An 18,652-nucleotide genomic window follows, 5' to 3' on the forward strand; every position below is an offset into this window, starting at 1 on the left:
CTCGCAGGTCGTTAATCGACGACGGGAAACCCCATGCTTCTCTACATGGCACAAAGGATCGGCCTGGCGGTTTGCGTCTGCCTGGCCGTCTCGCTGCTGGCCTTCCTCCTCCTCAATGCGTCCGGCGACGTTGCGTCCGCCATCGCCGGGGAGGAGGCGACGCCGGCGCAGATGGCGGCGATCCGCACGGAGCTCGGCCTCGACCGGTCCTGGGTGATCCGTTACGTCGAATGGCTCGGCAATGCGCTGAGGGGCGACTTCGGCAATTCGCTGTTCTTCCAGCAGCCGGTCGCCGACCTGATCGTCTACCGCCTGCCCAACACGCTGACGCTCGCGGCGCTCGCGGCGCTCGTGATGCTCGCGCTGGCCGTGCCGCTGGGCGTGCTGGCGGCGCTCTGGCCCGGCTCCATCGTCGACCGGACGGCACTCGCCATCGCGGTGATGGGCCAGGCCATGCCGAACTTCTGGTTCGGCCTCATCCTGATCGTCGTGTTCTCGCTGATGCTCGGCTGGGCGCCGGCCTCTGGCTCGACGACCCTCGCGCACTTCATCCTGCCGGCCATCGCGCTCGGCTACTACTCGACGCCGCCGATGATGCGCCTGATCCGCGCCGGCATGATCGAGGCGCTGTCCTCCGACTACATCCGGACCGCCAGAGCCAAGGGCATCGGCACCGGCAAGGTGATCTTCAAGCACGCCTTGCGTAATGCCGTCATCCCGGTGATCTCGCTGCTCGCCGTCCAGTTCGGCAACATGCTGGGCGGGTCGGTGGTCATCGAGACCGTCTTCGGCATCCAGGGGCTGGGTTACCTCGCCTGGGAATCGATCTCCCGCATGGACCTGCCGGTCGTCCAGGCGATCCTCCTGATCGTCGCGGTCTTCTACATCGCCCTGGTTCTCCTGTCCGACATGGTCAATTCCTGGCTCGACCCGAGGATTCGTATCCAATGAGCGCCGTCGATCCTGTCATCGTCGCACCCCCGGCCGGGCAGGGTGCGCCCAAGAGCGATGCGTGGCGGCGCCTGCGCCGCAACCCGACATTCGTCCTCGGCGCAGCCGTCTTCATCCTGATCCTGCTGATCGCCATCTTCGCGCCGCTGCTCGCGCCCTACGACCCGTACTCGCAGAGCATGAGCAACCGCGTCGTCCCGCCGGTCTGGATGGATCGCGGCTCCTGGGAGCATGTCCTCGGCACCGACGGGCTCGGCCGCGACTATCTCAGCCGCATCATCTACGGCGCGCGGATCTCGCTGCTGATCGCCGTGTTCACGGTGATCACCTCCGGCCTGATCGGCACGACGCTCGGCGTCCTCGCCGGCTATTTCGGCGGCAAGATCGACCTTCTGATCAACTTCTTCATCATGACGCGGCTGACGCTGCCGGTGGTGATGGTGGCGCTCGCCGTGGTCGCCCTGTTCGGCGGGTCGCTGACCGTCGTCGTGCTGGTGCTGGGCTTCCTGCTGTGGGACCGCTTCGCCGTGGTGACGCGATCGGCGACGCAGCAGCTGCGCAACCAGGAATACATCCAGGCGTCCCGCTCGCTCGGCTTCACCACGCGCCAGATCATCTTCCGCGACGTCCTGCCGAACATCTTCGATCGCCTGGCGGTCATCGCGACCTTCGAGATGGCGCAGGCGATCCTGCTGGAAGCAGCGCTCTCCTTCCTCGGGCTGGGCGTCCAGCCGCCGACGCCCTCCTGGGGTCTGATGGTCGCCGAAGGGCGGCAGTTCCTGCTCTTCGATCCCTGGCTGATCATGATCCCCGGCGCCGCGATCTTCGTGCTGGTGATGGCGATCAACCTGGCCGGGGATGGCCTGCGCGACGCCATGGCGCCGGAAAACCGCAACTGACATGCAAATCGATACGGGAGTGACAGCCATGTCCAATGGAATTGGCACGCGCGAAAGCGGCGTCTCCGCCGCCCGGGACTATGTGACGAATGGCACGTTCAAGGCCGAACTCGCCCGGCGCGTCGCTGTCCCTTCGGAAAGCCCGCGCGAGGATTCGGGCCCCGATCACCGGCGTTATCTGACGCAGGAGATCGCGCCGGATCTCGAGGCCATGGGCTTCACCACCCGCATCCTGGAAAACCCCGCCGCCGAGCGCCTGCCGGTGCTCTTCGCGGAGCGGATCGAGGATGCCGCGCTGCCGACGATCCTGACCTATGGCCACGGCGACGTGCTCTGGGGCATGGGCGGCGACTGGAAGGAAGGGCGCGATCCCTTCCGGCTCGACGAGGCGGACGGCCGCCTGTTCGGTCGCGGCACGGTCGACAACAAGGGCCAGCATACGATCAACATCGCCGCGCTTCGCTGCGTCCTCGAGGCCAAGGGCAAGCTCGGCTTCAACGTCAAGGTGATGATCGAGATGGGCGAGGAGAGTGGCTCGCCGGGTCTCGTCGAGATCGCGGCGGCCCATCGCGACCTGTTTGCGGCCGATGTCCTCATCGCCTCGGACGGGCCGCGCACCGCGCCGGGCACGCCGACCATGTTCCTCGGCGCGCGGGGCGGCATGGGCTTCCACCTCATCGCCGACGAGCGCCCGGGCGCCTACCATTCCGGCAACTGGGGCGGCCTGCTCGTCAACCCGGGGATTCGGCTCGCCCACGCGCTGGCGACCATCACCGACGCCAAGGGCCGTCTCGCCATCCGCGAATGGACGCCGGGCGAGATTCCCGAGAACGTCCGCAAGGCGCTCTCGACCATCTCGCTCGAGCCGGACGCCAGCGACCCCGAGACTGACCCCGAGTGGGGCGAGCCCGGCCTGGTCGGTCCCGACCAGGTCTTCGGCTGGTCCAGTTTCGAGATTCTCGCCTACACCTGCGGGCGTCCCGAGGCGCCGGTCAACGCCGTGCCCGGCAATGCCCGCGCGACGTGCCAGCTGCGCTATGTCGTCGGTGTCGAGACCGATCGCATCCTGCCGGCACTGCGCGAGCATCTCGACGCGCACGGGTTCCAGGACATCGCGATCGAGCCGATGAAGCGCGGCTTCTTCACCGCGACGCGCACCGACCCGGACAATGAGTGGGTGCGCCTCGTCGCCGCCTCGATCGAGCAGACGACCGGCAAGGTGCCGGCCATCCTGCCCAATCTCGGCGGCTCGCTGCCGAACGAGATCTTCGTCGAGACGCTCGGCATGCCGACGGTCTGGGTGCCGCATTCGCACCGCGCCTGCGGCCAGCACGCGCCGGATGAGCACATGCTCCTCTCGGTCGCAGAAGAGGCCGCCATGATGATGGCCGGGATCTTCCACGACATCGGCGAGCGGACGGCATGAGCCAGACCGAGCGCGAACCCGTCCTGGTGGTCGACGGACTGACCGTCGAGCTGCCGAAGAGCGGCGATCGGCCTCACGCGGTGGAAGAACTTTCCTTCCGCGTGAACGCCGGCGAGATCGTCTGCATCGTGGGGGAATCGGGCTCGGGCAAATCCGTCACGGCCTTCACCACGATGGGGCTGCTGCCGAAGGCACTGAAGCCTTCGGCCGGCCGCGTCGTGTTCGAGGGATGCGACATCCTCACCATGCGGCCGCGCGAGCATGCCCGGCTGCGCGGCAACCGCATGGCGATGATCTTCCAGGAGCCGATGACCTCGCTCAACCCGTGCTTCACGGTGGGCGACCAGATCGAGGAAGTCTTCAAGGCGCATAGCAGCATCGGCAAGGCCGAGCGCAAGGCGAAGACGCTGGCGCTGATGGAAGAGGTGCATCTCCCGGACGTCGATCGAATCTACCGCTCCTATCCGCACCAGCTTTCCGGCGGGCAGCGCCAGCGCATCGTCATCGCGCTGGCGCTGGCGATGAACCCCTCGCTGCTGATCGCCGACGAGCCGACGACCGCGCTGGACGTGACCACGCAGGCGCAGATTCTGCTGCTGATGAAGCGGCTGAAGGACACGCACGACGCCGGCATCCTCTTCGTCACCCATGATTTCGACGTCGTCGCCGAAATCGCCGACCGGGTCGTGGTGATGGAAAAGGGGCGGATCGTCGAGGAAGGCCTCGCCGAGCAGGTCCTGTCGAACCCGCAGCATCCCTACACCCGCCAGTTGATCGCCGCGGTGCCGCCGCGTCGCTCGGCCGAGCCGGTGCCGCTGCCCGCCGACGCCGAGACCGTGCTAGAGGTGAGGGGTCTGGCCAAGACCTTCCACGTCGCGCGCACCTTCCTGTCGCCGGAGCGCACGGTTCACGCCGTGCGGCCTGCGACCTTCAGCCTGAAGCGCGGCGAGACGCTCGGCATCGTCGGCGAGTCCGGCTCCGGCAAGACCACCCTGGTGCGGACGCTGATCCGGCTGATCGAACCCGACGGCGGCGGCGAGACGCTGATCGGCGGCACCGACTTTGCCGCCTTGCCGAAGGAGAAGCTGCGGCGCTTCCGGAGCCAGATCCAGATCGTCTTCCAGGATCCCTACGGCTCGCTCAATCCGCGCCGCACGATCGGCGACCAGCTGGTGAGCGCGCCGATCAATTTCGGCATGGCCAAGGACGAAGCGTGGAAGCGGGCACACGAGCTGATGCGCATCGTGCGCCTCGATCCGGAGGTTCTTGCCCGCTACCCCTCGCAGTTCTCCGGCGGACAGCGCCAGCGCATCTGCATCGCCCGCGCGCTGATGATGGAGCCGAAGATCCTGATCGCCGACGAGGCGGTCTCGGCGCTCGACGTCTCGGTGCAGAAGGAAGTGCTCCAGCTGCTCAAGGACGTCCGCGACCGCATGGGCCTCACCATGCTGTTCATCACCCACGACCTGCGGGTGGCGGCGCAAATCTCCGACCGGATCGCGGTGATGAAGAACGGCGAGATCGTCGAGATCGGCACGGCCCGCGCCATCTTCGAGCACTCGACCAACGACTACACGAAGTCGCTGCTCGCCTCGATGCCGGGCATGAACTGGGACGTGCCGCAGATCGAGCCGGCCAGTGCCTGACGGCAAGGGCACCCGAGGCGGAGGGACGGACAGCTTGGACAACGCGAACGAGCCGATGCTGGCGCCGATCTTCCGGCATATCACCGCCAACGAGAACGTCTTCGTTGAACGGCTGATCGAGTATCTGCGCCAGCCCTCGATCAGCGCGCAGGATATCGGCATCCGCGAGGTCGCCGCGCTTCTCGAGACGATGCTGGGCGACATGGGGATGGACGTCCAGGTCATCGAGACCGACGGCCATCCGATGGTCGTCGGCTCGTTGCCGTTCAAGCCGGGCCTGCCCACGATGCTGTTCTATGGCCACTACGACGTGCAGCCGCCCGAGCCGCTGGAGGCCTGGACCAGCCCACCCTTCGAGCCGACGATCCGCGACGGGCGCGTCTACGCCAGGGGTGCCGGCGATAACAAGGGCCAGCACTTCGCGCAGATCCTGGCCATCGAATCCTGGCTGAAGGTGCATGGCGACCTGCCCTGCAACGTGAAGATCCTGCTCGAAGGCGAGGAGGAGGTGGGCAGCCCGCATATCGAGGCGTTCGTCGAAGCCAACCGGGAGCTGCTGAAAGCCGATCTCGTCGTGACCGCCGACGGGCCGCTCGACGCCTCCGGCAAGCCGGTGATCATGTTCGGCACCCGCGGCGCCGTCCGCTTCGACCTCGTCGCGCGCGAAGCCAGCCGGGACCTGCATTCCGGCAATTTCGGCGGCATCGCACCGAACGCGGCCTGGACGCTGGTGCAACTGCTGGCGACCATGAAGAGCCCGGACGGGACGATCACCATCGACGGGATCTACGACGACATCATCCCGCCCGGCGAACGCGAGCGCGCTGCCGCCGACGCGCTGCCCGTCGACCTCGACGCGCTGAAGCGGGAAATCGGTATCCGCGAACTCGACGCGCCGCGTGACCGGCCGCTCTTCGACCGGATCATGTTCCAGCCGACCCTCACCATCAACGGCATCGTCGGCGGCTATACCGGCAAGGGGATCAAGACGGTGATCCCCTGCGAGGCGCAGGCCAAATGCGACATGCGCCTGGTCGACGGAATGGCGCCGGAGAAGGTCCTGTCGCTCGTCGAGGACCACGTGCGCCGGCACGCGCCGGGCGTTGCGGTCGTGCGGCAGGGCGGCGGCAAGCATCCGTCCAAGACGGACATGGATCACCCGTTCGCCGAGGCGCTTATCCGTGCGGTGACGCTCGGCCACGAGCAACCGCCGCTGCTCTATCCGATGATCGGCGCCAGCGGGCCCGACTCCGCCTTCACCCGCATTCTCGGCATACCGGCCTTCTTCGTGCCCTACGCCAATGCCGACGAGCGCAACCACGCGCCCGACGAGAACATCGGGCTCGAATTCTTCCACAAGGGCATCCGCACCGGCGCGGCGATCATCGCGCAGATCGCGGCCTCGGCCCGCTAGCGCCATGCAGACCTCGGAAGTGTCGGCATGACCATGCTCAGCGCGTTCTATCCGGCCCGGTTCGACTATCCCCGCTTCGCGCTGGCGCTCGGGATCGGCGGGCTCGGCACGGCGGTCTTTCTCTATATGGGATGGCCGCTGCCCTGGATGCTGGGTGCGATGCTCGCCTGCACGCTGGCCGCCCTGATCAAGCTGCCCGTGCGGGCGCCGATGATCGTTCGCCCGCCGATGTCGGTGGTGCTCGGGGTCCTGCTCGGCGCCAGCTTCTCGGCCGACATGGTCAGCCGCATGGGGGCGTGGATCCCGACGCTCGCCGGATTGATGCTGTTCCTCCTCGTGTCCGGCGTGGCCTGCGTCGTCTATTTCCGCAAGATCGGCGGCTACGATCTGCCGACAGCCTATTTCGCCGGCATGCCGGGCGGGCTCATCGAGATGGTGCTGCTCGGCCAGGCCCGCGGCGGGGATGCCCGCCGCATCGCCCTCGTCCATTCGATCCGCATCCTGCTGACGGTGTCGTGCCTGCCATTCCTGATCCCCGCCCTAGGCGGCGGCGACATCGGCACGGGTGCGGCCACCGGCGCCCCGATCGGCGGGGCGAGCCTGGAATCGATCCTCTGGCTGATCGGCACCGGCGTCGTCGGCGCCGTCCTCGGCCGCAGGCTCAAGCTGCCCGCGCCCTATCTGCTCGGCCCGATGATCGCCAGCGGCGTCGTGCACCTGGCCGGCTGGACGCACACGGCGCCGCCACGCGAGATCGTCTGGATCGCCCAGCTGGTGCTCGGCGTCACGCTGGGCTGTCGCTTCGTCGGGACCGCACCGAGCGAAATGTTGCGGACGCTGATCCTATCGTTCGGCTCGTTCCTCATCCTGATCGCCAGCGCGGTCTGCTTCGCGTTTGCCCTGGCTGCCGTGACGCCGCTCGACGTGGTTTCCGTGGCGCTCGCCTACGCCCCGGGGGGACTGGTGGAGACGAGCGTCATCGCGCTCGCCCTGCAGATCGAGGTCGCCTTCGTCGCCACCCATCACATCGTCCGTGTCGTCCTCGTCATGGCCGCAGCCGCGCCGATCTTCCGGTGGGTGGAGCGGCGAAAGCCGAACCCCTGAGTGATCGCGTTGCGTCGTCGGGAGAGGCGACCGGACAGAGCGCTTCGACGTGGCCGACCTGCTGCCGGCAATGACCATCATGAGGAAATAAGCCTTGAGCAAATTACGCGCCACCGACATCGACCTTCCGGCCCTGCTCGCGACCTTGCGCCAATGGGTGGAGATCGAGACCCCGACGCCGGACGGCGCGCGCGTCAACGACCTCGCCCGGCTGGTCGAGGCGCGGGCGCTTGCCTCGGGCCTGCACGTAGAGCGGACGGCCGGGCAGGGCGGGTTCGGTGACATCCTGACCGTACGCTCGATGGCGAAGACCCCGGCCTCCAACCGCCGCTCCGTCCTCGTCCTCGCCCATCTCGATACGGTCCATCCGGTCGGCACGCTGGCCGGCCCGCTACCCTGGCGCGAGGAAGACGGGCGCATCTACGGGCCGGGCATCTACGACATGAAGGCCGGCGCGCTGATGGCGCTGCACGCGCTCGAACTCGTCACGTCGCGGGCCGGCGACAGCCCGCCCGACATCACCCTGATGTTCGTGCCGGACGAGGAGATGGGCAGCCCGACGTCGCGCGGTGCGATCGAGTCGGCGGCCCGCGGCGCCGATGCGGCGCTGGTGGTCGAGCCGGCGCGCGAGGGCGGCAAGATCGTCGTCGCGCGCAAGGGCGTCGCGATGTTCGACATCACCGTCCGCGGCCGCGCCTCGCACGCCGGTACCCGGCCGCAGGATGGCCGCAGCGCCATTCGAGCCGCCGCCCGGATCGTCCTCGCGCTCGAGGCGCTGAACGATCCCGAGCGCGGCGTCACCGTGACGGTCGGCATGATCGAGGGCGGGACCGGCCGCAACGTCATCCCGGCACTTTGTCGCCTGAGCGTCGACGCGCGCCTGCCCGACGCGGCCTCCGAAGCCGATATCCTCGAAAAGATCCGCACGATCGAGACCGGCGACCCGGAAATCTCGGTCACGGTCGAGGGCGGGATCAACCGGCCGGCCTATGTCCAGTCGGACGCGGCGAAGGCCCTGTTCGAGACCGCGCACGCGCTGGCCGCCGATCTCGGGATCGACCTCGTCGGCATGGCGACGGGCGGCGGCTCGGACGGGAATTTCACCGCCGCGCTGGGGGTCCCGACGCTCGACGGGCTCGGCGCTGACGGCGCCGGGGCGCATACGAGCGAGGAGTACATCCTCGTCGACAGCGTCGCGCCCCGCACGGCACTGCTTGCCAATCTTCTCGATGCAATCGCCTGATCGCTCTCCTGCATCATGCCGGTCTCTTCGCCGAAGGCCGGCCGCGTAAAATCAGGGACTGGCGGCACAGGTGGTCGGCCCCCTGTTGACGCGCCTCGAATGATCATTAATGATCATGTCATGGCAGTCGCAGATCGGCAGCAGGTTCGGTTTCCCCAGGAGCGCCATCGCCGCATGGCCGAGCTCATTGCGGCGCGTGGCCAGGTGACTGTCGGCGAGCTGATCGAGCATTTCGGCATTTCCGGTCCTACGGCACGGCGCGATCTGGAGGTGCTCTCGCGCGCCGGGCTGGCGGCACGGACCCACGGCGGCGTCTTCGCGCCGGGTAAAGGCGGGCCGTCCGAACCTCTGTTCATGGAAAAGCTGCGTGTCCACCAGGCGGCGAAGACTCGCATCGGAAGGGCCGCGGCCCGGCAGCTGAAGGACGGCCAGCGCGTCCTCGTCGATTCCGGCACGACGACGCTGGCAGCGGCCCGAGCCCTTGCGGGCCGGCCGATCCATGTGTTCGCGATGGACCTCAAGATCGCCGAAGCCGCGGCTGCCGGCGAGACCCGCGTCTCGCTTCTCGGTGGCGAGGTCCGCAACGGCTATTACAGCCTCGTCGGCGACTGGACGTTGCGGGCGCTGTCGGAGCTGTCCTGCGACGTCTTCCTGATGGCCGCCGATGCCGTGGACCATGACGGCATCTCCAATTCCACGGCCGAGGAGGCCGAGGTCAAGCATGGCGGCATCGTCTGCGCCGCCTCCACCTTTCTCCTTGCCGATCACTCCAAGCTCGGCCGACGCGCCCCGGTGCCCGTCTGCGGCCTCGAGGCGATCGACCTCTTCATCACCGACCGGACCGCGGCCGTCCGGCTTGAACCTTATCGTACGCTTTTCAAGCGCTGCGAACTTCACTGACTTTGTCCGCGGCCGCGGCGAACAGACAACGGGATCCGACGTACCCATGACGAAATTCAAGACGATCTTCGGCGACAAGAAGCCGGTCATCGCGATGGTCCATCTGGCGCCGCTGCCAGGCTCGCCGCTCTACGACAGCGAAGGCGGCGTCGCGGCGATCGTCGAGGCGGCGCGGCGCGATCTCAAGGCGCTGCAGGCCGCCGACGTCGACGCGGTGATGTTCGGCAACGAGAACGATCGCCCCTACGAGCTGAAGGTCGACACGGCCTCGACGGCCACCATGGCCTATGTCATCGGCCAGCTCCGGGCCGAGATCGAAAAGCCCTTTGGCGTCAACGTCCTGTGGGACCCGATGGCCTCGGTGGCGCTGGCGGCGGCGACCGGCGCCTCGTTCCTGCGCGAGATCCTGACCGGCACTTATGCCTCGGACATGGGTCCCTGGACCCCGAATGCCGGCGCAGCGATGCGCTATCGCGACCGGCTGCACCGGCCGGACGTCGCGATGCTGGCCAACGTGTCGGCCGAGTTCGCCTATTCGCTCGACCGGCGCGATCTAGCGGACCGGGCGCGTTCGGCGGTGTTCTCCTCGATCCCGGACGCGATCCTCGTCTCCGGTGCGATCACCGGCGAGGCGGCCGAGATGACTGATCTGATCGCCGTCAAGAAGGTCCTGCCGACCACGCCGGTCCTCGCCAATACGGGGGTCAAGCACACCACCGTGGCGGACGTGCTGAAGGTCGCCGACGGTTGTATCGTCGGCTCGTCGCTGAAGATCGACGGGGACACCTGGAAACCGGTCGACGCCGAGCGGGCCGCCGAATTCATGCGGCTCGCCAAGGCGGCGCGCGGCGATTGAGGTAAGCGATGAGCACACGGCACGACTCCACTGGTTCCTATATTGTCGGCCTCGGCGTGCTGACGCTGACGATCCTCGTCGTGCTGAGCGTCACGACGCCGAACTTCCTCACCGTTGCGAACCTGAATTCGATGGGATCGCAGTTCCCGGAATTCGGCCTGCTCGCGCTCGCGGTGCTGCCGACGATGATCAGCGGCGGCATCGACCTGTCGGTTGTGGCCATCGCCAACCTCGCCTCGATCATCGCAGCGCTGCTGCTGCGCGCCGGGCCGGAATATGCCTGGCTGGCGATCCCCGCGGCGTTGCTGGTTGGCCTTGCCTGCGGCGTGCTCAACGGTTGCCTCATCGCCTATCTCAGGCTGCCGCCGATCCTGGCGACGCTGGGGACGATGCAGCTGTTCAGCGGCATCGGCATCGTCATCACAAGAGGCCCGGCGATCACCGGTGTTCCCGCCTGGTACGGTGCCTGGGGCAACTGGTCGATCGGCGGCATGATCCCGATGCCTCTGGTCATCTTCACCGTCGTGGCCCTGGCGCTCGGTATCCTATTGCGCTTCACGGCATCGGGCATGCGTGCCCGGCTCTACGGTGCCAACGCGACCGCGGCCCGCTTCGCCGGCATCGGCGAGACGTCTTTGATCATTCGCGTTTACGCGATCGCCGGGGTGATCGCGTCGATCGCCGGACTGGTCATCCTGGCCCGGGTCAATTCAGCCAATGCCGATTACGGCGGGTCCTATCTCCTGCTGGTCATCCTGATCAACATCCTGGCCGGCGTCAGCCCGTTCGGCGGCTTCGGCTCGACCATCGGCGTCGTCCTCGCGGTGATCACCCTGCAGCTGATCTCCTCGGGCCTGAACTTCCTCGCCTTCTCGGCCTTCGCCCGCGACCTCTTCTTTGGCGGCCTGCTGATCATCGTCATGTCGGTGCGCGCCCTGATGGAGGGCGGGGTGGGATGGCTGAGACCACGTTTTCGAAAGGCATCCAGTTGATGAAAGACAGACTGCGCGACCTCGTCGCCGATCTGATGATGATCCCCGGCCTCTCGGGCCATGAGGATCGGGTGCGCCGGCGCATCGCCGGTGAGTTGACCGAGATGGGCCTTGCCTCCCGCACCGACCGGCTCGGCAATCTGATCGCGACGCTGCCTGGCGATGTCGGCGCCCCCAGCGTCATGCTGTTCGCCCATACCGACCAGCTCGGCTTCGTGACCCGCAAGATCGAGCCGAATGGCCTAATCCGGATCGAGCGGCTGGGCGGTGTTCCGGAGAAGGCGCTGGCCGCGCAATGCGTGCTGTTCTGCGTCGGGGAGGGGCGGGACGTGCGCGGCATCATCGCCAACAAGAGCCACCACGCGACGCCCCCCGAGGAGAAATACAAGGTCACGCCCTATGCCGACCTGTTCATCGATATTGGCGTCGATTCCGCTGCCGCCGCCAGAGAGCTCGGCATCGAGATCGGCACGCCGGTGGTCTACGAGCCGCGCGTCCTGCACCTCAACGAGAACCGCGTGGCCGGCACCTCGGTCGACGACAGGGCCGGCTGCGCGGTAGTGGTGGAGGCCGCGCGCCTCCTGAAGGACATCCAGCCCCGCCCGACGATCCATTTCGTCTTCGCGGTGCTCGAAGAGTTCAACCTGCGGGGCGCGATGGTGGCGGCGCAGGCGCTGCAGCCGGATATAGCCATCCAGCTCGACCTAGCGCTCACCGCCGACACGCCCGACATGGTGCATCGCGGCGAGGTGGTGCTCGGCGGCGGACCGGCGATGAGCCACTATTCCTTCCATGGCCGTGGCACGCTGAACGGCACCATTCCGCACCCGGCGCTCACGGCGCTCGTCGCCCGCACCGCGGCCGAGGACGGCATCGCCCTGCAGCGCACAGCCCATGTCGGCGCGCTGACCGACTCCGCCTATGTGCAGCTGGTGGGCGAGGGCGTCGCCTGCATCGATCTCTGCTTCCCCAGCCGCTACACCCACACCTCGCTGGAAGTCTGTGATCTCGACGACCTCGTCGACCTGACCGGGCTGGTCGTCGGGGCGATCTCGCGCATGGCCTCCGGCTTCGATCTCGACCGGGACCTCTATACGTGAGCCGGGCCTATCTCGGCATCGACGTCGGCACCTATCAGACCAAGGGCGTCGTCGTGTCCGGCACCGGCGAGGTGCTGGCCGCGACCAGCCGCTCGCACCGGATGATCGTGCCGCAGCCGGGATGGGCCGAGCACGATGCCGAGGCGGACTGGTGGGGCGAGTTCGCCTCGATCGCGCGGCAGCTGGTGGCCGAATGCGGCCTGCCGGCAGAAGCGATCCGAGCGGTGGGTGCCAGCGGCATCGGCCCGTGCATGCTGCCGGTGGATGCCGACAACCGGCCGCTGATGAACGCCGTGCTCTACGGCGTCGACACCAGGGCCCATGAGGAGATCGCGGAACTGACCGACCGGATCGGTGCCGACACGCTGCTCGCGCGCACCGGCAATCCGCTGACCTCGCAGTCGGTCGGGCCGAAGATCCTCTGGCTGAAGCGCCATCGTCCGGAGATCTACCGAGACGCTACTGCCTTCGTGAACTCGACGACATTCCTCGTCGAGCGGCTCACCGGGCGGCGCGTGCTGGACCATTATTCGGCCGCGAGCTTCCAGCCGCTCTACGATCCCACGAAACACGACTGGGCCGACGATCTGTGCGCCGGCATCGTCGAGTGCAAGCGCCTGCCGGAACTGCTCTGGACGTCTGAGATCGCCGGCACGGTGACCGCGCGCGCCGCCGCCGAGACCGGCCTGGCCGCTGGCACGCCGGTCATCGCCGGGACGATCGACGCGGCGGCCGAGGCGGTCAGCGTCGGCGTCGCCCGGCCGGGCCAGATGATGCTGATGTACGGCTCGACGATCTTCATGATCCTCGTCACCGCCGATCCGGCGCGGGACCGCCGGCTCTGGTCCGCGCCGTGGCTGTTCCCCGGTCAGCACGCCCTGATGTCGGGTCTTGCGACGAGCGGCACGCTGACGCAGTGGTTCCGCGAGCAGTTCGCCCGCGACCTCTCCGAAGACGGCGCGATGGGGCAGCTCGCCGACGAGGCCGCGGTCTCGCCGCCGGGCGCCAATGGCCTGATCGTGCTGCCGTATTTCTCCGGCGAGCGGACGCCGCTGCACGATCCGCATGCCAAGGGGGTGATCTTCGGCCTCGACCTGACCCACAACCGCGGCGACGTCTATCGCGGCGTGCTGGAGGGCATCGCCTACGGCGTCCGCCACGTCCTGGAAACCTACGAGGACGTCGGCGACCGACCGGACGAGATTTCCGCCGTCGGCGGCGGCACCAAGAATGCCGTGTGGTCGCAGGCGGTCTCAGATGCGAGCGGCGAGGCGCAGGTGCTCAGGCGCCAGACCGTCGGGGCGAGCTTCGGCAACGCGTTCCTAGCGGCGGTCGGCGTGGGGGACGCCGCACCGGCCGACATCGACGGCTGGAATCCGGTGGCCGGACGCATCGAACCGCGTGCCGCGCACGCCGCGACCTACGATCGGGGCTTCGGCACCTATCGGGAACTCTACGAGCGGACCCGCGATCTGATGCGGCCGCCCGCCGAGCCAAATCGAGACGGCATCGGGTGATGCCACAACAAGGGAGAGTGCATATGCATCGGAAACTGAAGGGCGCCCTGGCGGGCGCATTGCTGACGTCAATGCTCGTCGCCGGCACGATCGGCACCGTGGGCGCGCAGGACGCCAAGGAGATGGTGACCGTCGTCAAGCTGTCGGGCATCGCCTGGTTCAACCGCATGGAAGAGGGCGTCGAGGAATATGCGGAAGCCACCGGCAACAACGCCACCCAGGTCGGCGCGGCGACGGCCGACGCTGCGCTGCAGGTGCAGCTGATCGAGGACCTCATCGCGCGCGGCGTCGACGCCATCAACGTCGTGCCGAACTCGCCGCAGACCCTCGAGCCGGTGCTCGCCCGCGCGCTCGAGAATGACATCGTCGTGATCGCCCACGAGGGCGCGACGCTGCAGAACATCACCTACGACCTCGAGGCCTTCGACAACGCCGCCTATGGCGAGCACCTGATGGAGCGCCTCGCCAAGGACATGGGCGGCGAGGGCGAATACGCCGTGTTCGTCGGCTATCTCACCTCGGTCACGCACAATTCCTGGGTCGACGCGGCGATCGCCTACCAGGAGAAGAACTACCCGAACATGACCCTGGTCGGCGGCAAGCAGGAATCGGCCGAGCAGCAGCAGCAGGCCTATCAGAAGACCCGCGAATTGCTGCGCACCTATCCGAACCTCAAGGGCATCCAGGGTTCCGCCGGCGAGGACGTGGTCGGTGCGGCACTGGCCGTCGAGGAAGCCGGCGTCAGCGACCAGGTGTCGATCGTCGGGACCAGCCTGCCGTCGGTGTCGGGCCCGTATCTTGAGACCGGCGAGATCGACATGATCTCGTTCTGGGATCCGGCCAAGGCCGGCTATGCCATGAACGTCCTGGCCGAGAAGGCGCTGGCCGGCGAGACCGTCGAAAGCGGTGCCGATCTCGGCGTCGAGGGCTACAACGACGTCCAGGTCGACGGCAAGGTCGTCTACGGCCAGGCCTGGGTCGACGTCACCGCCGACAACATGGACGAATACGACTTCTAAAGGGATAGGAAGGGCCGCCGTCGGCGACGGCGGCCCTTCGCCTGCAATCCACCGGAGACGCACATGGTCGAACCCGTCCTCTCGATGACCGGCATCCGCAAGGCCTACGGGCCCGTGCGCGTGCTCGAGGATGTGGCGCTGACGCTGATGCCGGGCGAGGTGCGGTGCCTGGCCGGCGAAAACGGCTCCGGCAAGTCGACGCTGATCAAGATTCTCTCCGGCGTCGTCGGCAGCGACGCCGGCAGCGTGACGATCGCCGGCAACGCCCTGTCCGGCGATCCGCGCCAGGCGATCGCGGCCGGACTGTCGGTGATCTACCAGGACTTCTCGCTGTTCCCGAACCTGACCGTGGCGGAGAACATCGCCTTCCTCAAATTCGTCGCCAACGGCGAGCGCTGGCACCGTCGCGGCGCGGAAAAGCGCATCGCCCGCGAGACGCTGGCGCGCATGCAGGTCGACATCGATCCGGACGCAATGGTCGAATCCCTGCCGGTCGCCTCCAAGCAGCTGGTGGCGATCGCCCGCGCGCTTGCCAACGAGGCACGCATCATCGTCATGGACGAGCCGACCACCGCGCTGACGCGCAGCGAGGTGCGGCATCTGGCCGACATCATCGCCGCGCTGAAGGCCGACGGCGTCGCCTTTCTGTTCGTCAGCCACAAGACCGAGGAAGTGTTCGCCTTCTGCGACACGATCACCATCCTGCGCGACGGCAAGGTCGTCGCCGAGGGGCCGGCGACGGAATTCGACGGCCGACGGCTCGGCCGCGAGATGACCGGCCGTGACGTCGAGACCCAGCGCCTGCTCCGTGATAATGCGCCGGAAGCCAAGCCCTTCCTGACAACCCGGTCGCTGACGCGGCGCGGCGACTATGCCGGCGTCGATCTGGAGCTGCGGCCGGGAGAGATCGTCTCGGTGGTCGGCCTGCTCGGGTCTGGCCGGACCGAGCTTGCGCTGTCGCTGTTCGGCCTGATGGCGCCGGACGAGGGGCAGATCGAGATCGACGGCACGCCGGTGGTTCTCGGCAACGCCCGGCAGGCCATGGATGCCGGCATCGCCTACGTACCCGAAGACCGGCTGACCGAAGGGCTCTTCCTCGACCAGCCGATCGGCGACAACATCACCGTCGCCACCTTGAAGGAACGCGGCTTCCTCAGCCGCACCCGGCTCAAGGCACAGGCGCGCAAGGCGGTTGAGCGGCTGCGCATCAAGACCCCCGGCATCGAGCCGTCCGTGGCGACGCTGTCGGGCGGCAACCAGCAGCGCGTCGTGCTCGTCCGCTGGATGGAGCGCTCGCCGCGCCTGATCATCCTCAACGGGCCGACCGTCGGGGTCGACATAGGCTCCAAGCGCGAGATCCACGAGATCCTGGTGGCGCTCAGCCGGTCGGGGACGGCCGTGATGGTGGTCACCGACGATATCGGCGAGGCCATGGCGCTGTCGGACCGCGTCCTGGTGATGGTCAGGGGCCGGATCACCGCCAGCTTCGACGCCGAGGCGGTGGACGAGGACACGGTCTACGCGGAAGTCACCAGGGAGGGGCACGCCTGATGCGCGCACTGTCCAACATACTCGGCTCGGCCCAGGGCGTCGTCCTGCTGATGGCGCTGGTCTTCGCGCTGGCCATCGGCATCACCAACCCGGGCTTCCTGTCCGTGGCGACGCTCGTCGACCTGATGCGCAACTCGCTGGTGACCGGTATCTTCGCCCTCGGCGTCATGATGGTGCTCGCCTCCGGCGGCATCGACGTGTCGTTCACGGCGATCGGCGCCTTTGCCATGTACACGACGATGACGCTGGTGCTCGGCATCGACATCGACGTGCCGATCATCGGCCTGTTCCTGGCGAGCGCGCTGATCGGCGCGGCGCTCGGCCTGATCAACGGCCTGCTCATCGGCGGGCTCGGGCTGCCGACGCTGATCGTCACGCTCGGCACGCTCAGCCTGTTCCGCGGCGCGCTGCTCACATTCGTCGGAACAACCTACCTGACCGGCGTGCCGCGCAACGTCATCAGCTTCGCCCGGACGATGATCGTGCGGATGGAGAACGCCGTCGGCCAGCTCGTCTCGCTGCCGCTCTCCTTCGTGGTGCTGATCGGCGTGACGCTTTTCGTCGCCATCCTGATGAACTTCACCATGTTCGGCCGGAAGATCTATGCCATCGGCGGGTCGGAGGAGGGTGCCCGGCGCATCGGCATCGACGTGGCGCGGGTGAAGATCTGGATCTACGTGATCGCCGGGGCGATCGCCGGGCTCGCCGGCATGACACACATGACGCTGTCGCGCATGGCCAACCCGTTCGACCTCGTCGGCACCGAGCTGAACGTCATCGCCGCCGTCGTCCTTGGTGGCGCGCGCATCGCGGGTGGCCACGGCACCGTCACCGGCGCCCTGCTCGGCGCCCTGGTCATCACCATGATCAACACCTCGCTACTGAGTGCGGGGGTGCCGTCCTATTGGCAGCGTGTGGTGGTCGGCCTGTTGATCATCATCGGCACCGGCCTGCCCATCCTGACCGACCGCTATCGCGCGCGGCGCGAGCGCCTGGCGCGCGCCGCCGTCTGAAACTCTGAGGGAGACGATCTCGTGAAGAAGATCCTGAACGACCCGAGCCACTATGTCGACGAGATGCTGGAAGGCTTCACCGCCGCCCATCCCGAGTTCTACGCACAGCCCGAGCGCCGGGTCATCGCCCGCGCCGGAGGCGCGATCGACGGCAAGGTCGGCATCGTCACCGGCGGCGGCTCCGGACACCTGCCGGTCTTCACCGGCTATGTCGGACCGGGCTTCCTCGACGCCTGCGCCATCGGCGACGTCTTCGCCAGTCCATCGGCCGAGCAGATGGCCGGCGCCATCCGCCGGGCGAATGGCGGGGCGGGGGTCCTGCGCCTTTACGGCAATTACGGCGGGGACGTCATGAACTTCGACATGGCCGGCGAGATGGTCGACATGGAGGACGACATCCGCACCGCGACGGTCGTGCTGGCCGACGACGTCGTCTCGGCGCCGAAGGAGGAGGCCGAGAAGCGCCGCGGCGTCGCCGGCATGATCTACGCCTTCAAGATTGCCGGCGCGGCAGCCGACACCATGGCCGATCTCGACGAAGTCACCCGCATCGCCCAGAAGGCGGCGGACGCCTGCCGCTCGATCGGCATGGCGCTGTCGCCCTGCATCGTGCCGCAGGCCGGCAAGGCGAATTTCGAGATCGGCGACGGCGAGATGGAAATGGGCATGGGCATCCATGGCGAGCCCGGCATCTGGCGCGACAGCCTGAAGCCCGCGGACGCGATCACCGACGAGATGATCGACCGCCTCCTGGCCGACCGGCCGCTCGCCCGGGGCGACCGGGTCTCAGTGCTGGTGAACTCGCTGGGCGCGACGCCGCTCGAGGAACTTTACATCATGTACCGCCGCGTCCGGCAGCGCTTCGACGAGGCCGGGGTCGAGATCGTCATGCCGCTGGTCGGTCGCTATGCCACCTCGATGGAGATGACCGGCGCGACCCTGACGGTCATCGCGCTCGACGACGAACTCGAGACCCTTCTGAAGGCGCCGGCGGCGTGCGCCTACTGGCGCGTGGGCTGAG

16 protein-coding genes are annotated in these 18,652 nt (G+C 67.8%); all 16 read left to right on the top strand.

Annotation, left to right across the window (positions count from 1 at the left end; translation table 11 throughout):
- Positions 1–33 precede the first annotated feature (33 nt).
- The 16 genes from GTW51_RS08580 to GTW51_RS08655 all read left to right on the top strand — a co-directional run bounded on the left by GTW51_RS08580 (position 34) and on the right by GTW51_RS08655 (position 18,651).
- A complete protein-coding gene (locus tag GTW51_RS08580) occupies positions 34–951 on the top strand; it encodes an ABC transporter permease (protein ID WP_163043497.1) in 918 nt (305 codons plus the stop codon).
- Positions 948–1,850 (top strand): ABC transporter permease, encoded by a 903-nt coding sequence (locus tag GTW51_RS08585; RefSeq protein WP_163043498.1) that lies wholly within the window; start codon positions 948–950, stop codon positions 1,848–1,850. The genes GTW51_RS08580 and GTW51_RS08585 overlap by 4 nt, the downstream gene beginning before the upstream one ends.
- Before the next feature lie 28 nt (positions 1,851–1,878).
- Entirely contained in the window at positions 1,879–3,276 is a 1,398-nt protein-coding gene (locus tag GTW51_RS08590) for a M20 family metallopeptidase (RefSeq protein ID WP_163043499.1), read from the top strand.
- Complete coding sequence (locus GTW51_RS08595; protein ID WP_163043500.1) at positions 3,273–4,922, top strand: dipeptide ABC transporter ATP-binding protein; 1,650 nt, start codon at positions 3,273–3,275, stop codon at positions 4,920–4,922. The genes GTW51_RS08590 and GTW51_RS08595 overlap by 4 nt, the downstream gene beginning before the upstream one ends.
- A 34-nt stretch (positions 4,923–4,956) precedes the next feature.
- Entirely contained in the window at positions 4,957–6,336 is a 1,380-nt protein-coding gene (locus tag GTW51_RS08600) for a M20/M25/M40 family metallo-hydrolase (protein ID WP_246232803.1), read from the top strand.
- Between the two features lie 27 nt (positions 6,337–6,363).
- Positions 6,364–7,440, top strand: coding sequence for an AbrB family transcriptional regulator (locus tag GTW51_RS08605; RefSeq protein ID WP_163043501.1), 1,077 nt, complete (start codon positions 6,364–6,366; stop codon positions 7,438–7,440).
- Between the two features lie 94 nt (positions 7,441–7,534).
- Positions 7,535–8,683 carry a M20 family metallopeptidase gene (locus tag GTW51_RS08610; protein ID WP_163043502.1) on the top strand — a complete coding sequence of 383 codons (1,149 nt, stop codon included), beginning with the start codon at positions 7,535–7,537 and terminating at the stop codon, positions 8,681–8,683.
- A 174-nt stretch (positions 8,684–8,857) separates the two neighbouring features.
- Positions 8,858–9,583, top strand: a complete 726-nt coding sequence (locus GTW51_RS08615) for a DeoR/GlpR family DNA-binding transcription regulator (protein ID WP_203565971.1) — start codon at positions 8,858–8,860, stop codon at positions 9,581–9,583.
- Positions 9,584–9,629: 46 nt separating this feature from the next.
- Positions 9,630–10,439: a BtpA/SgcQ family protein gene (locus GTW51_RS08620; RefSeq protein WP_163043504.1), complete on the top strand. Its 810-nt coding sequence runs from the start codon at positions 9,630–9,632 to the stop codon at positions 10,437–10,439.
- An 8-nt stretch (positions 10,440–10,447) separates the two neighbouring features.
- Positions 10,448–11,431, top strand: coding sequence for an ABC transporter permease (locus GTW51_RS08625; RefSeq protein WP_163043505.1), 984 nt, complete (start codon positions 10,448–10,450; stop codon positions 11,429–11,431).
- Complete coding sequence (locus GTW51_RS08630) at positions 11,431–12,531, top strand: M42 family metallopeptidase (protein ID WP_163043506.1); 1,101 nt, start codon at positions 11,431–11,433, stop codon at positions 12,529–12,531. Before GTW51_RS08625 ends, GTW51_RS08630 begins: the two co-directional genes overlap by 1 nt.
- On the top strand, positions 12,528–14,048 hold the full coding sequence (locus GTW51_RS24465) for an FGGY family carbohydrate kinase (RefSeq protein WP_163043507.1): 1,521 nt from the start codon (positions 12,528–12,530) through the stop codon (positions 14,046–14,048). Before GTW51_RS08630 ends, GTW51_RS24465 begins: the two co-directional genes overlap by 4 nt.
- A gap of 23 nt (positions 14,049–14,071) precedes the next feature.
- Entirely contained in the window at positions 14,072–15,067 is a 996-nt protein-coding gene (locus GTW51_RS08640; protein ID WP_163043508.1) for an autoinducer 2 ABC transporter substrate-binding protein, read from the top strand.
- A gap of 63 nt (positions 15,068–15,130) precedes the next feature.
- Positions 15,131–16,618, top strand: coding sequence for a sugar ABC transporter ATP-binding protein (locus GTW51_RS08645; protein WP_163043509.1), 1,488 nt, complete (start codon positions 15,131–15,133; stop codon positions 16,616–16,618).
- Positions 16,618–17,631 (top strand): ABC transporter permease, encoded by a 1,014-nt coding sequence (locus tag GTW51_RS08650; protein ID WP_163043510.1) that lies wholly within the window; start codon positions 16,618–16,620, stop codon positions 17,629–17,631. Before GTW51_RS08645 ends, GTW51_RS08650 begins: the two co-directional genes overlap by 1 nt.
- A 21-nt stretch (positions 17,632–17,652) precedes the next feature.
- Positions 17,653–18,651, top strand: a complete 999-nt coding sequence (locus GTW51_RS08655; RefSeq protein WP_163043511.1) for a dihydroxyacetone kinase subunit DhaK — start codon at positions 17,653–17,655, stop codon at positions 18,649–18,651.
- Position 18,652 lies beyond the last annotated feature (1 nt).

Source organism: Aurantimonas aggregata (assembly GCF_010500835.1).
Lineage (GTDB): Bacteria > Pseudomonadota > Alphaproteobacteria > Rhizobiales > Rhizobiaceae > Aurantimonas > Aurantimonas aggregata.

Excerpts from the sequence above, each read along its gene's own strand:
- GTW51_RS08605 (WP_163043501.1), top strand. The coding sequence starts at position 6,364 with ATGACCATGCTCAGCGCGTTCTATCCGGCCCGGTTCGACTATCCCCGC.
- GTW51_RS08645 (WP_163043509.1), top strand. The coding sequence starts at position 15,131 with ATGGTCGAACCCGTCCTCTCGATGACCGGCATCCGCAAGGCCTACGGG.
- GTW51_RS08580 (WP_163043497.1), top strand. The coding sequence starts at position 34 with ATGCTTCTCTACATGGCACAAAGGATCGGCCTGGCGGTTTGCGTCTGC.
- GTW51_RS08590 (WP_163043499.1), top strand. The coding sequence starts at position 1,879 with ATGTCCAATGGAATTGGCACGCGCGAAAGCGGCGTCTCCGCCGCCCGG.
- GTW51_RS08615 (WP_203565971.1), top strand. The coding sequence starts at position 8,858 with ATGGCCGAGCTCATTGCGGCGCGTGGCCAGGTGACTGTCGGCGAGCTG.
- GTW51_RS08650 (WP_163043510.1), top strand. The coding sequence starts at position 16,618 with ATGCGCGCACTGTCCAACATACTCGGCTCGGCCCAGGGCGTCGTCCTG.
- GTW51_RS08585 (WP_163043498.1), top strand. The coding sequence starts at position 948 with ATGAGCGCCGTCGATCCTGTCATCGTCGCACCCCCGGCCGGGCAGGGT.
- GTW51_RS08640 (WP_163043508.1), top strand. The coding sequence starts at position 14,072 with ATGCATCGGAAACTGAAGGGCGCCCTGGCGGGCGCATTGCTGACGTCA.
- GTW51_RS08595 (WP_163043500.1), top strand. The coding sequence starts at position 3,273 with ATGAGCCAGACCGAGCGCGAACCCGTCCTGGTGGTCGACGGACTGACC.
- GTW51_RS08625 (WP_163043505.1), top strand. The coding sequence starts at position 10,448 with ATGAGCACACGGCACGACTCCACTGGTTCCTATATTGTCGGCCTCGGC.
- GTW51_RS08620 (WP_163043504.1), top strand. The coding sequence starts at position 9,630 with ATGACGAAATTCAAGACGATCTTCGGCGACAAGAAGCCGGTCATCGCG.
- GTW51_RS08630 (WP_163043506.1), top strand. The coding sequence starts at position 11,431 with ATGAAAGACAGACTGCGCGACCTCGTCGCCGATCTGATGATGATCCCC.